This is a genomic window from Cyclobacterium sediminis, from assembly GCF_054781075.1.
In genome coordinates this window covers 1-14,422 of sequence record NZ_BAAGVC010000042.1, presented here as the reverse complement: position 1 = coordinate 14,422, position 14,422 = coordinate 1, and the positions used below count along the sequence as shown (strand labels likewise).

The 14,422-nt window shown below is 39.7% G+C and carries 12 protein-coding genes; 9 read left to right on the top strand and 3 right to left on the bottom strand.

What is annotated here, in order from left to right:
* Positions 1–21 precede the first annotated feature (21 nt).
* Together ACYVHJ_RS20035 and ACYVHJ_RS20030 are read right to left on the bottom strand one after the other, a co-directional pair.
* A complete protein-coding gene (locus ACYVHJ_RS20035) occupies positions 22–375 on the bottom strand; it encodes a DUF3276 family protein (RefSeq protein ID WP_339904531.1) in 354 nt (117 codons plus the stop codon).
* 178 nt (positions 376–553) lie between these two features.
* Positions 554–901, bottom strand: a complete 348-nt coding sequence (locus ACYVHJ_RS20030) for a 4Fe-4S dicluster domain-containing protein (protein ID WP_014018211.1) — start codon at positions 899–901, stop codon at positions 554–556.
* A 215-nt stretch (positions 902–1,116) separates the two neighbouring features.
* Between ACYVHJ_RS20030 and ACYVHJ_RS20025 the strand changes: the two genes are divergently transcribed.
* Positions 1,117–2,133 carry an aldehyde dehydrogenase family protein gene (locus tag ACYVHJ_RS20025; protein ID WP_460518423.1) on the top strand — a complete coding sequence of 339 codons (1,017 nt, stop codon included), beginning with the start codon at positions 1,117–1,119 and terminating at the stop codon, positions 2,131–2,133.
* Positions 2,134–2,453: 320 nt separating this feature from the next.
* Here the strand turns inward: ACYVHJ_RS20025 and ACYVHJ_RS20020 are convergent, their stop codons facing one another.
* Complete coding sequence (locus ACYVHJ_RS20020) at positions 2,454–3,398, bottom strand: tetratricopeptide repeat protein (RefSeq protein WP_339904536.1); 945 nt, start codon at positions 3,396–3,398, stop codon at positions 2,454–2,456.
* A 351-nt stretch (positions 3,399–3,749) separates the two neighbouring features.
* Between ACYVHJ_RS20020 and ACYVHJ_RS20015 the strand changes: the two genes are divergently transcribed.
* The 8 genes from ACYVHJ_RS20015 to ACYVHJ_RS19980 all read left to right on the top strand — a co-directional run bounded on the left by ACYVHJ_RS20015 (position 3,750) and on the right by ACYVHJ_RS19980 (position 14,106).
* On the top strand, positions 3,750–3,938 hold the full coding sequence (locus tag ACYVHJ_RS20015; protein ID WP_460518418.1) for a CsbD family protein: 189 nt from the start codon (positions 3,750–3,752) through the stop codon (positions 3,936–3,938).
* A 492-nt stretch (positions 3,939–4,430) separates the two neighbouring features.
* On the top strand, positions 4,431–5,396 hold the full coding sequence (locus tag ACYVHJ_RS20010; RefSeq protein WP_460518415.1) for a 3-hydroxyacyl-CoA dehydrogenase family protein: 966 nt from the start codon (positions 4,431–4,433) through the stop codon (positions 5,394–5,396).
* Between the two features lie 4 nt (positions 5,397–5,400).
* Positions 5,401–6,714, top strand: a complete 1,314-nt coding sequence (locus tag ACYVHJ_RS20005) for an aspartate aminotransferase family protein (RefSeq protein WP_460518412.1) — start codon at positions 5,401–5,403, stop codon at positions 6,712–6,714.
* A complete protein-coding gene (locus ACYVHJ_RS20000) occupies positions 6,704–7,621 on the top strand; it encodes a 3-hydroxyacyl-CoA dehydrogenase family protein (RefSeq protein ID WP_460518410.1) in 918 nt (305 codons plus the stop codon). Before ACYVHJ_RS20005 ends, ACYVHJ_RS20000 begins: the two co-directional genes overlap by 11 nt.
* 26 nt (positions 7,622–7,647) lie before the next feature.
* A complete protein-coding gene (locus ACYVHJ_RS19995; RefSeq protein WP_460518407.1) occupies positions 7,648–8,379 on the top strand; it encodes a phytanoyl-CoA dioxygenase family protein in 732 nt (243 codons plus the stop codon).
* 3 nt (positions 8,380–8,382) lie between these two features.
* Positions 8,383–10,887, top strand: a complete 2,505-nt coding sequence (locus ACYVHJ_RS19990) for a sodium:solute symporter (protein ID WP_460518404.1) — start codon at positions 8,383–8,385, stop codon at positions 10,885–10,887.
* Between the two features lie 128 nt (positions 10,888–11,015).
* Positions 11,016–13,349 (top strand): aminotransferase class III-fold pyridoxal phosphate-dependent enzyme, encoded by a 2,334-nt coding sequence (locus ACYVHJ_RS19985; protein ID WP_460518401.1) that lies wholly within the window; start codon positions 11,016–11,018, stop codon positions 13,347–13,349.
* A gap of 238 nt (positions 13,350–13,587) precedes the next feature.
* Positions 13,588–14,106 carry a DinB family protein gene (locus ACYVHJ_RS19980; protein WP_339905139.1) on the top strand — a complete coding sequence of 173 codons (519 nt, stop codon included), beginning with the start codon at positions 13,588–13,590 and terminating at the stop codon, positions 14,104–14,106.
* Positions 14,107–14,422: the final 316 nt, after the last annotated feature.

The following is a 14,422-nucleotide window of genomic DNA, read 5'->3' as shown; positions in this document are numbered from 1 at the left end:
TCTAGGTAGAACAGAAAGGGATTAATCCCACTTTAAATCTTCACCAAACTTATTGTTATTTTCACTATTTGTTTGGGTAGTTTCCGGTTCAGAATCAAACTGAGAAAAGTCAAAATCAGACATCAGGTCATTCTTTACATGATCAACAGCTTCCTGTAGGGCATCTACGAACTTAGCAAAATCTTCCTTATACAAGAAAATCTTGTGTTTCTCATAATAAAAATTGTCATCCTTGATTTTCCTTTTGCTCTCAGTAATGGTCAAATAGTAATCATTGGAACGGGTGGCTTTAACATCAAAAAAATAGGTTCTCTTACCTGCCTTTACCCTTTTGGTGAAAATCTCATCTCTTTCGTAATCTTTATTATCTTCCACAATCCAAATATTTAATTATTTATTCAAAAATTAATTTAATGCCAAGTTAAATCAATTCAAATATTAAATTCAAGTTATTCCTAATTTTTTTCTTAAAATTATGGGATATTCTTCAAAATACCTATTGGAAAAGACAATTTTCTGACTACAAAATTTTGATTTTGATCGTACTTAAATACTATTCTCCGTGAAGGAATTTCTTTTTGGCAATTAGCTCCTCCTCAGTCTCTCTATTGTCCGGATCATCCACGCAACAATCTACCGGACAAACTGCCGCGCATTGCGGTTCCTCATGAAAACCAGTGCATTCTGTACATTTCTGAGTAACAATATAATAAAATTCATCAGAGACAGGCTCTTGACTTTCATCACCATCTACTACTGTGCCATCCTCAAGTTTTACCTGGTCTAACTCAGTACCACCGCTCCATGTCCATTCTATTCCCCCTTCATAAATGGCGGTATTAGGGCATTCAGGTTCACATGCACCACAATTGATGCATTCGTCTGTTATCATTATTGCCATTGTGCTTCATTTTTGATTGAACGCAAAACTACTAACCAATTCACAATCTCACAAGCAAAATGATTCTCCTTTCGAAAAATATCTCATAGACATTATTTGTTGTACTAACTATTTGAATTCATTTATTCATTCCCTTTCCCTCTTTATAATTATATTTGAAAGAAATTTAAGCAACCGCTACGGTATAAAATAATACATTTACCCACTATTTAATTATGGATGTAAATCAAAGAGTAACTATTCTAGCTTCATTAGGTAAGCACTTGCAAAATTTAAGCGAGGAGTCAAAAGCTGAATTGTATGCTAAAATGCAAAATTACAACAATTGGTTTACCCCCAGTCAATCAGAAAAAGCCCTAGAGGGAATCTGCCGATACCTCGATCAACAGCAACTGACCAATTGGGTTCAATCCTATTCCTTCGATAATAGCACTCTTCCCAAAGACATTGGTATCATCATGGCCGGCAATATTCCCGGTGTTGGGTTCCATGACTTGCTTTGCACTTTGGTGGCCGGGCACAAGGCAAGGGTAAAATTGGGATCGTCAGACAATATCCTAATCCCTTGGCTGGTGGATCAGTTAAAGTCCATATCCAATGAACTTGCTGAGAATATTTCTTTTGAGGAAAGACTTAGCGGTAAGGATGCCTATATCGCTACAGGAAGTGACAATTCTGCCAGGTACTTTGACTACTATTTCGGAAAATACCCCCATATTATTAGAAAAAACAGAACCTCTGTCGCCATTCTCAACGGAGAAGAGTCTGAAGCTGATTTAGAATTGTTAGCCAAAGACATTTTTACTTATTATGGGCTCGGCTGTAGAAATGTCTCCAAGGTGTTTTTTAGCAATGCTTCTCAAATTCAAACATTTATGAAAGCCATGGAGAAAGAAAACGAAGTGTCGGAACACCACAAATACTTTAACAATTACGAATACAACAAATCCAAGTACCTTATCAATAGTATACCTCACTATGACAATGGACACCTGCTTTTGGTAGAATCAAAAGAGCTGGTATCTCCAATATCTGTTATTTATTTTGAAATTTATGCATCCCTTGCCGACCTTCAAGAAAGTTTAACCGGATTGGAGGATAAAATCCAATGCTTGGTTTCTAAAGATGGCTGGTTTGATGGCAGTATTGCGCTTGGTTCTGCTCAAGACCCTGAGGTCAATGACTATGCTGACAAAGTCGACACATTAAAGTTTCTATTGGAACTAAACTGAGGACAAAATTCAGGTCCATTTCACGTTTAATAAAGGGCAAAGGATTGATTCTAAACGAAGCTTTAAACCTTGTGACAAAAGTTTTGGTTGAATAGATTTGAAAGTATTTCTGCAGAGAAAAGGCCCTTAGATAAAGTACTTTTTCTGGCCATTACTTGCCAGCTCATGTTCATAATAATCGGAAGGCTATAATGGAAATTGTGGCCTTCCCTTTTCCCTAACCTATACATGCGGTTAGCTGGTTATCCTACTATTTTCAACACAGCCCAAACCTAGTCAAAAACACCTATTCCTGGTTTTTATTGGCCTCTTTTATTGGTTCAATTTGTATCGGAATTACCATTTAATTGGGGCAAATATTCAGAGAGAAGTGGCATTTCAGGATCAGCATGATATGCTTCATTTAAAAACTTGCTGGCTAAAGCCATCTCCCCCTTTTTAAAATAATAAATTCCTTTGTTTCTTATCGCGTAATAATTCTTATTATTTTGTTTCAGGCTTAAGTTGATGTCTTCCAATGCCTCTTCTGGTCGGTCAAGGTACAATTTGTAAAGTCCTCTATTGTTGTAATAGTAAGACTGGTCTTTGTCTAGAAGGATGGCTTTTTCCACCGATTCAAGTGCTTTGTTGTAAGCCCCATTTTCAAAGTGAATCAAAGACCAGAGGTTGTGTAATTTGCTCTCAGCCGGATCTAAATTTTGGGCTTGCTCAAGATCTAAAATTGCAGCATCAAGTTGTCCCATATAGTAATAGATTGTAGCACTATTGATGTATAATTCGGCATTTTCAGGATTAATTGCAATGGCTTCCTTAAAAGCTTTCAGTGCTTCCTCATAAGACTTCATGGCAGCATGAACCAGCCCCTTTATAAAATAGGCTTGTCCATCTTCCTTATTTATTTTAAGCAAGGTTTCAGTATCTTCTAAAGCTTTATAGTTTTCTCCAAAATCAAGATGGGCAATGGCTCTTTGTTGTAATGCCGGCACATAACCGTTGTCTATATTAATGGCTTGAGAATAATCAGCAATGGCCTCCACATATTTTGCTTGTTGATGCTTGGCCATACCCCGGTTGTAAAATGCATCTTTAAACTCGGAATCTATAGCCAGTGCTTCATCATAATAAGTAATTGCCCCCTTATAATTCCCTTCCTTTAATTCATTGTTGCCCTTCAACAAAAACCTTCCCTTTTTGTCTTCATTTGAAGCACAGGAAAAGGCCATAAGGCCAATCAAACCAATCAAAAATATTTTGTTCTTTATCATCTACTACTAAATTAACTTTAACCAACTGCTGAAACAAAAACTAAAAGGGAATGGTGCGGTTGTTTTTAATTTACTACTCCTATCTCTCCACCCCAAAAAACCCTGCCCCAATCTTTGCTTGTCATTAAATGAGATTTTGTCCTGCCGAAGACTTCCCTACAATCTATTCAAACGCCCCTTTTCTTTTTCCTTACAAAGGTAACAACAAACTACTTGAGACCATAGGCAAAAGTAGTTTAGAAGAACGCTAAAGAGAAATTGTAATCTCTCATTTACAACTTGGTATGGATATTGCACAAAATAGATCAATAACATTAAATAATAATCTATAATAAATAAAATAAAAATACTATGGCATCTAATTTAGAATTAAAAGGAAATTGGAACGAATTGAAAGGTAAGCTTAAAGAAGAATACGGTGAACTTACCGATGATGATTTGGCTTATGCTGAGGGTCAGGAAGACCAACTTCTAGGTAGACTGCAGCAAAAAACAGGTGAAAGCAAGGAAAAACTTAAAAAGTTATTATTTTCAGAATAACAGTCTTAGACAGCATCATGCTCGGTAAGTTTTTACCGGGTTTTTTTTTACCTTATCCAACAATTTATTTATTTCCCCCTCCCACTTTTTGACCAGAAAAATCAGCACCTTCATTTTCTTAAAGCTATTTTTTAAAAATAATTCCTACTATAGTCTTTAAATACAAGTAAAATCCCGAATTTCACATGGTTATTCAAAACCAAATTCAGGTTTTTTTTGCGCTCAGGCTGAATAATAGGCTACAATTCCATCCAAGCTGAGGTAAGTTCAGATTTCTCCCTTAATATAGGGCAAAAATACACCCCAGACTTGATAGTTAATAAAAGAACCATGAATAATTCAGTGGAATAAAAAATAGTATCACTTTTCCACATAATATTAATAGCAAATGAATCAGATCAACAATAAATTTGACCAAAAACATGTCTATTGAATTTATAGCCTTGAAAATAGGTCCAAATAGGCAATTTTATAACAACCCAGCATATATCATTGAAAGAGAATAACGATTTTTCATCCTTGGAAATAGGTGTAGTAGGTTTAGGATTAATGGGCACCAGCATATTGGTCTCCCTCCTGGTAAGTGGACACAAAGTAATCGGCATTGCTCCAGTTCCGGCAGACATGGATGGCGCTTTAGATCGAATAGAGAGCCAATTGAATCATGCAGCTGAAGCAGGACTATTAAAAGAGCCTGTTAGCCATTATCTGGGACAGCTCCATCTTTCGGAAGATTATAATAAACTAATACATTGCAGTTTGGTGCAGGAATGTGTGACAGAGATCATTTCCGTAAAAACTGAGGTTTACAAGAAAATCAATCAACATACAGCACCTTCCACCATTATTGCCACCAACACTTCAGCCATTCCAATCAGTGAATTACAAGAAAATGTAAAACACCCTTCTCAATTTATTGGCATTCACTGGGCAGAACCGGCTTATATGACCCGTTTCTTGGAGGTTACCAAAGGAACTTTGACCGATGAAAAAACTGCAGAATGGGTACTCTCCCTCTCCTATTCATGGAAAAAAGAACCCACCTACCTTAAAAAAGATATTCGAGGATTTGTCACCAACCGAATGCTTTATGCAGTATACCGTGAAATGTTTGCTATTTTAGAAAATGGGGAAGCCTCAATGGACGATATCGACAAAGCTTTCAGGTATGATGCAGGATCATGGATTACCTATATGGGGCTTTTTAAAAGAATGGACCAACTCGGCTTGTCTGATTTCAAAGAGATTTTTGACAATTTATTTAAAGAACTAGACAATTCTTCATCTGTTCCGCCAACCATGCAAAAAATTGTTATACAAAAAGGTAAAGGAATAAATAACGGCAAAGGATTTTACACCTATACAAAAAAAGAAGCTGCAGCATGGGAAGAAGCCTTTAAAAGCTTTAACCAAGAAATTTTCCAATTGGCAGCGCAATATCCGGAATTAAATCAATAGAAAAATGACTACAGAAAAATACCAGAGATCCGGAGACCTTCTGGCCAGAGCAAAAAATGTATTGGCAGGAGGTGTTTCCTCAGAATTTAGAAAATACAATCACCCTCACGCATTATTTTACAGTCATGGAAGTGGCACCCGTATTTATGATGTGGATGGAAATGAATACAGAGACTTCACATTAAGTCAAGGTCCTTTGATTTTAGGCCATTCCCATCCCGAAGTACTGAAAGCCGTTCATGACTATTCTTCCAAAGGGCAATTGTTTGCAGGACAGCATATCATGGAGCTTGAATTGGCAGAGAAGCTTCAGGAATTGATCCCTTCTGCAGAAATGATGCGTTTTTGTTTGGATGGATCAGAAGCTGTTCAAACGGCATTTCGAGTGGCCAGATCGAAAACAGGTAAAAGCAAATTTTTAAGGTTTGAAGGGCATTACCATGGTTGGTTAGACAACGTATGTTTTGGCATTTCCACCCCATCTCCTGAAGCTTTGGGACCAAGAAAAGCCCCCACCCCAAACCCTTGGAGTCAGGGTTTGCCACCGGATGCTATCAATGAATTTCATTTGCTCCCTTGGAATGACCTGGATTTGGTTAAGGCCAAATTGGAGGAGAGCCACCATGAAATTGCTGCGATTATTACAGAGCCTATCATGTGTAACAATGGCTGTATTGTTCCCAAAGAAGGATTTCTACAGGGTTTGAGGGATTTGTGTGATGCGTATAACATCGCCTTAATTTTTGATGAGGTAATCACAGGCTTTAGGATAGGGCTAAAGGGAGCCCAGAACTATTTCGGCATTACTCCGGACATGTCCATTTTTGCAAAGGCCATTGGTAGTGGCTATCCCATCAGTGCCATCGTTGGTAAAAAAGAATGGATGGAGGAAATCTCCTCTGCAAGGGTGATTCATGCCGGCACCATGAACACGGCCAATCCGACTGTAGCCGCAGCCATGGCGACGGTTTCTGTTCTCGAAAGGGAAGATCCTTATGCCAAAATGTTCGAATTAGGGGATCAGTTGCGAGACGGATTGAAAGAACTTGCCAAAAAAACAGGACACAATATGATTGTTTCCGGAATTGGCCCAATCATTCATACAGGATTCTCTGATGGAGAAGTTCTCAGTGAATTTAGAGATGTTTTGAAGTTAAACAAAGCCAAATTGGGGCAATTCATTTCAGGTTTGCATGACGACGGTGTGCGTGTCATAGGAAGGGGACTTTGGTACCTTTCGGCTGTACATACCGAAGAAGACATTCAATATGCTTTAAAAAGTGTTGAGAGAGTACTATTAAAAATGAATGAAAAATAAAATGACCCCTTCCGAAATTAACATCTTCTTGGTGGGTGAAGGAAAAAACCTATCCGGAATTGCCATATGTTTGGGCAATTCCGGACATAAGGTTTCTCTTTCCGAATATCCATTGTCTAACAGCCTCTTGTCAAAGACTATGGAAGCACAAAACAATATTAGCATAGACCCAAACTATAGCTCCTTACCAAATGCTGACCTGGTAATCATTCATTGCCCGGAAAACAAAACGTTAAAAAGAGCGCTTTTAGGGGAAATATCCGGTCTAGCCTCAAAAAACGCGCTAGTAGGTGTCAATTCTGAAAGCTATACTTTAACAGATTTACAAGAAGGTTTCCCAAACCCTGAGCGACTAATAGGCCTCAACTGGGTGTACCCTGCACACCAAACTTTATTTCTAGAAATCATTACCAACGAAAAGACAAAGGCTGAGCCTGTAAGAGAAATAATGAAATTGGCGAAGACCTATTGGGACAAAGATCCTTATTTGCTAAGCAAGGGAAAGGGAATTAGAAGCAGACTGCTGGCAGCAATGGCCAGAGAATCTTTTCACTTGATAGACAAAGGTTATGCTGAACCAATAGATATCGACAGGGCTTGTCGAAATGATCCCGGCTATTATCTGCCTTTTTCGGGCAACTTCAGGTACATGGATTTAATGGGAACATATATTTATGGTTTGGTGATGAAAGACCTTAACCCGGAACTTTCAAACGATAAAACAAGCTCAAAATTATTAGATGAGAAGATAAAAGCAGGCAAATTAGGCATGGACAAGTGTGAGGGATTTTATTCCTATTCCGAAAGTGAAATGCTAAATAGGGAAGAGGATTTTTTAATTTTTAGTAAGAAAATTAAAGCTCTTATGGATAAATATCCATTTAAAAACCCTAATGAAGGGTCATAAATTAAGCTCATCAACCTCAAAATTCCATGACCGAACAACTAAACAAGGATAAATTTGATAGAGAAGGTTACCTGTACTGTCCAAGCTTTCTAAGCAATGCAGAAATTGATGCCATACATTCAAAAATTAATGAAATTGTAGCCACAGGCTTAACCAAGATCCCTGCAAAGCATTACAAATTTGAAGATCCTGAAAATAAAAAAGGATTGAAAATGATACAGGACCTTCAAGTCTATGACTCATTTTTTGAACATATGCTATTGGAAAGTAAATTCTCGGCCATGGCTGAACAAATTCTTGCTGAGCCGGTGCTGGGGAAAACAGTGGAATACTTCAACAAACCTGCAAAAATAGGTAAGGCTACACCTCCACATCAAGACGGATATTATTTTATGTTAAACCCCATGTCTGCGGTAACTTTCTGGCTCTCATTGGAAAAAGTAAATGAAGAAAATGGCTGGGTAAGCTATGTTAAAGGCTCTCATTTAAATGGCCTAAGAGCGCATAGCAAATCCGAAACCTTGGGGTTTTCTCAGCAAATTCAGGACTTTGGAACTCCTTCAGATTTAGAAAATGAAGTTTTCATGCCAACTAAACCGGGAGACCTTTTGCTTCACCACGCCCTTACCATCCATAGAGCTGCTCCAAATCGTAGCAATTATAATAGTAGAAAAGCCTTAGGCTTGATCTATTTTGGCGCTTCTGCCAAAGAAGACCTCGATGCAAAAAAAGCTTATTTAGCCTCATTAAATAAATAATCAATGAATTTCCCCTTCAAAAACTTCTCCTTACTTGGTTTGATATGCTTCATTTCTATTGCTTTCACCTCCTGTGGTGAAAAGAGCAATCGTCTAATGGCTGAAGACAAAACTTTGGCTTATGAGGTACTTGACAAGGTGATGCATGAGGAAGAACAATGGGTGAAAGTTCATGCTGCCGAATACAAATTACAAGTAGGCGATCCCGAGGGAGTATATGAAACATTTTTAGAGCAGCTTGATAAATTTGGGGAACTTCCACCATATAGGATAGGCATTTGGAGGGTACTCGCTAAATCTGCCCCCACGAAGCAGGAAAGACAACAGTATATTGACAATATTTTGGCGGTTTATAATGATCCCCAAGCTACAGACAGAATTCATGCAGCTGAAACCTTGGCTAAACTCGGCGTTCCCGTTAGTACATTAGCGAAAGCTACTACTGAGGAAATTCTCAAGGGAGAAAAAGGAAGTTTATGGGTATATACCCTTTGGGCAAGCTTGCAGGGAGAAGAAAATGACAACAACCCATTGTTTGAAGCCTTAATATCAGGCATTCCGGAAGAAATACCTAGACTACAGGCTGCTTATGCCTTGAAAATGGAAGGGAAAATCCCTGAAGAAAGCTGGAAAAAACTGGCATCATTAGCCCTTGATGAACCTGACAATTCTATCGCAAAGGTTCATTTATTGACAGCGGCATATTATTGGGCAGGTACAGAAAATCAAAATTCAGCGGCTTATAAAGCAATTGAAACGCAAATTTTGGAATTGCAGCACAGTGAAAAAAAGGGGGATAGAATGGCCTTGGCCTTGGCTATTTCTCACAAAGGAGACTGGGAGCACCAACCTCTATTGCTTGGCATGCTCCGCAATGACGCTCCAATAAAAAATGAAGTCAATGAACAGGACGCTGCATCAAATGCAGATGTGATGGCAACCGCTGCCTTTGCCTTGCTTCATATGGAGCAAACTACCCACCAATTGTCCACCTTTGATTGGGTAATTGTACTTGTGTATATGCTGGGAATGATGCTTATTGGCTATATTTTCTCTAAAAAGAACAAAAACGAAAAAGATTTCTTATTGGGAGGTGGAAAAATGAACCCGGTGGCCGTGGGTTTATCCTTGTTTGCCACCCTGCTCAGTTCTTTGAGTTATCTTTCTTACCCCGGTGAGATGATCAAATACGGGCCGGTTATCTTTTCTGGAGTTTTGGCTTTCCCTTTAATTTATTATATCGTAGGTTGGTTCCTCATTCCTCGATTTATGAAATTAAAGGTGACTTCTGCCTATGAGATTTTGGAAATCAATTTGGGTGTCAGCATAAGGTTATTGGCTACATTTCTGTTTTTGTCTTTGCGTTTTCTTTGGATGGGCACCATAATTTTCATTACGGTGAATACAGCCATTATTTCCATTTTTGGCTTTGAGGACAGCACCTCAAACATCTTATGGATTAGTATTATCTTAATCGGGGTAACCATTATTTACACCACCATGGGCGGCTTAAAAGCCGTGGTCTTCACAGATGTGATTCAATCCTGTGTTTTGCTGGGAGGTGCCTTCCTTACTCTGGTCTTGATAAGCATTTATTTTGGATCCGCTACATCATGGATACCCACACATTGGTTGGATCACTGGGGTGAATACAAATGGGGTATAGATGCCAGGGAGCGGCTGAGTATAGGCAATGCCTTACTGATGACCGTCATTTGGTATGTGGCTTCATCAGGTTCTGATCAGATGTCCATTCAGCGTTTTCTCGCTACGGAAAATATTCAAACCGCAAGAAAAACCTTTGCCGTCTCATTGATCACCTCATTTGTAGCACAATTTCTTTTGGGGCTCGTTGGACTTGCTGTGCTGGCCTACTTCTTGGATAATCCCCAGTTTCTTGCTGCAGGAGAGTCAGTAGCTACCGATGCAGACATTTTGTTTCCAAAATTCATTTTGGTAGGACTTCCCATTGGGATTTCCGGATTGGTAGCTGCAGGAATATTAGCTGCTGCTATGTCCAGTTTATCTTCAGGACTCAGTGCTACCTCCTCTGTGATTTCTGAAGACCTCTTCAAAAGATTTTCAAGGAAAGCAAAACCTAAAAAAGTTAATCAACTCAAAAGGATTAGAATTCTATCTCTTTTTGTTGGTATTTTCACCCTTGCCCTAAGTCTCTTGATTAGCAGGGTAGAAGGCAATCTGTATGATGTTATTGTCAAGGTGGTAAATCTTTTTGTTTCCCCACTTTTTGTGTTGTTTTTTATGGCGCTATTTATCCCTTTTGCTACAGCTAGAGGCGTATTGATTGGTGGATTGATAAGTATTGCAGTGGCCATTGCGGTGGCCTTCTTTAAATTTATGGGAATAGAAGTACTCTTTATCACGCCTGCATCTCTTTTTTCAGGCATAGTGGCAGGTATCGTTTTCAGTTATATTGACCATAAATTTTTAGGAAATCAGGAAACCATGCAGAAAAGAAGTGAGAAAATTATTGACCAAAGTAAATAACTGGTTTACTGGTATTGGTAAGCAATAGTTCTTTAACACCTACCACATGAAGGTTTCCGGCACTAATTCTACTTTATAACGTTGCCTTTCGCCTGTTTTGATTTAAAATTGTTCAATAGAATTAATTTATGAGTGAGCATTCATTTATGAAAAAATCGAAAAACAATAAACTCTGGCAATTGCGTCCTGAAGACCTGTCTGCAATAGAAGCAATGGCTTCCTTTTTACCGGAAAAATTCTATGATATTCATGCCCACTGGTATAGAAAAGCAGACCTAAATGCTCCTGAAAACAGCTTTTGGAACAGTGGGCCAGAGATCGCTGGTCATAAACAGTGGAAAGATTATACCCAACAATTGCTTCCGAAAACCTCCTTACTGGGCGGCTTGTTTTTCCCTGCCCCCTTGCCCAAAGTTAATTTATCCGCTGCCAATCAATTCCTGTTTGAGGAACTTGATAAATCAACCTTATCCAGAGGGTTGATGCTGGTGAAACCGGAAACCTCCCAAAAGGAATTGGAACTGGGCCTTTCAAATTCTAAAGTGGTCGGTTTCAAACCCTATCATGTGTACAGCACCGAAACCCCAACTTCTCAATCGGGCATAACGGGTTTTTTACCGGAACCCATCTGGGCTACGGCGCATGAACACGGAGCAGTAATCATGTTGCATATCATGAAAGACAAGGCCTTGCTTGATCCTAAAAACTGCGAAGACATTCAAAGACTCTGCTTGAAATACCCCAAAGTAAAACTGATTTTGGCGCATTGTGGGAGGAGTTTTCATGCCTTGCACGCTGAAGGGGCAAAATACCTGAACAGCATTCCTAATATATGGTTTGACATGTCAGGGATCTGCGAAATGCAGGCAATATTACCCATATTGAAATACTTCGGCCCGGAAAAATTAATGTTCGGTACCGACTTCCCGGTCTCACAAATCCGAGGAAAATGTGTAAGCATAGGCAATGGTTTTATTTGGTTGGATGAAAACAATTGCAATTGGGACCAAGCATGGGGCAAACCTACCTTGGTAGGTTTAGAGTCCCTCAACGCCTTGAAGGAAGCCGCCAATTATTTTGGTTTGGATAAGGCTGATTTAGATTTGATTTTTTGGGGAAATGCCATGCATTTACTCGGGCTAAATGAGCATTCGCCAACAACTAATCAAGCTTATTACAAATATGCAAAAACCAGAATCCCCGGAGGTACCCAGCTACTGAGCAAAAGGCCAGAGAACATGGCTCCCAATCATTGGCCTCCCTATTTCAAAAAAGCTTCAGGATGTGAGATTTGGGATTTGGATGGGAAACACTTTTATGACTTCTCCACCAATGCTGTGGGTTCTTGTATTTTGGGTTATGCCCACCCAGAAATAAACAAGGCCATAATTAAAAAAGTAAACCTGGGGAATATGTGTTCCCTCAACCCTCCTGAGGAGGTAGCATTGGCGGACAAACTCTGTGAGATTCATCCTTGGGCAGAACAAGCCAGGTTTGTCAGAGGCGGTGGAGAAGCTTGCGCAGTGGCAGTAAGAATCGCGAGAGCAACTACTGGCAGGGATAAAATCGCCCTTTGTGGTTACCATGGCTGGCAGGACTGGTATTTGGCCGCAAATCTGGGAGAAAATGATGCCCTCAAAGGCCATTTATTACCCGGTTTAAGCCCCGATGGTGTTCCTGGTGCACTGAGAAATACCAGCTTCCCGTTCAAATACAATGACCTGGAGGCCTTTCAGGAAATTATTGATCAACAACCGGACCTGGCAGCAGTGATTATGGAACCTTGCAGGTATGAGAATCCGACACCAGGCTTTTTGGAAGCCATCAGGTCCATCACCAAGAAACATGGAATCGTGCTGATCATGGACGAGATTACTGTAGGTTGGCGATTGCATTTTGGGGGCATGCATTTGAAGTATGGCATTGAACCCGACATGGCTGTTTTTGCCAAAGCGCTGGGGAATGGTTATCCCATCGGGGCAGTTATAGGAACCAAGGCTGCCATGGAGGGTGCTCAGCGATCCTTTATCAGTAGCACTTATTGGACAGAGAGTTTAGGGTCAGTGGCTGCATTGGCTACTATTTCAGCAATGGAAAAACTGGATATTCAAAAGGCAATTGAGCATTCTGGCCAACAAATTCAGGGTATCTTGCAAACAACTGCTGCTAGTGAAAACCTTCCCCTACAAGTCAAAGGCTTCCCTGCTTTGACAAGCTTTAGTTTTGACCATCCTGAAAGTGAAATGTTAAGAACCATCTTTACCCAACAGATGCTTTCTAAAGGATTTCTTGCAGGTACTTCTTTCTACCCTACGCTTTCGCACAATGAGCTAATCATTGGTCTTTACCATCAAGCCCTGGCTGAAACCTTTGGCTTTTTAAGCCAAGTTATTAAAGAAAACAATTTTAAAAAGTGGCCCAATGAAGAAAAGGCCCATAGTGGTTTTTCGAGGTTGTTGTAGGTGGGATTAGCGGAAATGGGAATTTATGGCTGAATGGCTGATTTGAAATGGGCTGACTCAATTGAAAGTTATTAACGAAACCACCAATCCTAAAAGTACAAAATCCCTCCGCCGCGGCGGAGGCACAAAGGGGGATTTTTAACGTAAACATTCTAATAATAAACTTGGGATAGTTTGACAGCCCATAGAAATACAAAAATATTTTCCGAACTTTAGATTCTATCCAAACCCAAAAACAATGAAAAAAACAAACATTCTACTGACCGCTCTTTTTCTTCTTATTGGAATGGCGAGTAGCCACGCCCAAACTACCATGGAAGAGTTTCTGGCCAAATGGGAAAACAGCAAAGCTTTTACCCTTGAAGCCATTGATAAAATGCCTGATGATAAGTTAGACGACAAACTCCATGAATCTGCCATGTCTTTCAAGGAGCAAATCACGCACATAGGTGCTGCTACAGCCAATATCTCCAAAGGGTTTTTGCTCGGTGGTGAAATGGATTTCGATCCTTCTGCAAAACCACAAACCAAAGCTGAGATGAAAGAGTTTATCACCAAGGCTTATGATTATGGTAAAAAAACCATTTCTTCTCTCTCTAAAGCCCAATTAACCGAAGAAATTGATTCTTTTGCCGGAAAAATTACCCGTAGGCAAATGGTAGGATTGCTGGATGACCATACTACACACCATAGAGGTGCAGCCATAGCCTATATCAGGGCTCAAGGAATTGAACCTCCGGGTTATAGAGGTATTTAATGCAAATTAAATTCTTTTCCCAGTGGCTGAGAAGAGCCGATACCTAACGGCTGAGTGAACTCAATACCCGGTGGCTGAGCGGAGCCGAAGCCTTAGGGTTACGTAAGCGTAATACCTACCCCTTCGACTCCGCTCAGGGTCCGGTAATATGGATGACTTTCTGACAAAATAACACACTGACAAACAGTAATATACCCATACCCCCTTGTCTAGGGGGAGTTGCGGAAATGGGAATTTTAGACTGAATGGCTAATTTGAAATGGGCTGACTTAATGTAAAGTTAGTAAAGACACTATCATTCCTGAAAGCACAAAAT